Origin of the sequence: Pauljensenia sp. UMB3104 (assembly GCF_030217285.1) — a bacterium.
GTDB lineage: Bacteria > Actinomycetota > Actinomycetes > Actinomycetales > Actinomycetaceae > Pauljensenia.
The window spans coordinates 1-236 of sequence record NZ_JASONN010000595.1; the positions used below are offsets into that span (position 1 = coordinate 1).

At 71.6% G+C, this 236-nt stretch carries 1 protein-coding gene; it reads left to right on the plus strand.

Annotated elements, in window-relative coordinates:
• Positions 1-236 (plus strand): DUF2505 domain-containing protein (locus QP415_RS12915; protein ID WP_285100340.1); only part of this gene is annotated, 236 nt, incomplete at both ends.

The following is a 236-nucleotide window of genomic DNA, read 5'->3' on the forward strand; positions in this document are numbered from 1 at the left end:
GACGATGAACGAGGCCGGGGCCACCTCGCGCACGTCCGTGACCGTGGACGGCGCCCCGGTGTCCGTTGAGGCCACGTCCACCCTGGCTCCGGTCGAGGCGGGCTGCACCCGCGACGTAACCGGCAACGTGTCGGTACGCGTGCCGCTGCTGGGTGGGCGCATCGAGAAGGAGGCCGTGGCACACCTCGGCCGCGTCGTGGAGCGTGAGCAGGCACTGGCAACGCAGTGGCTGGATG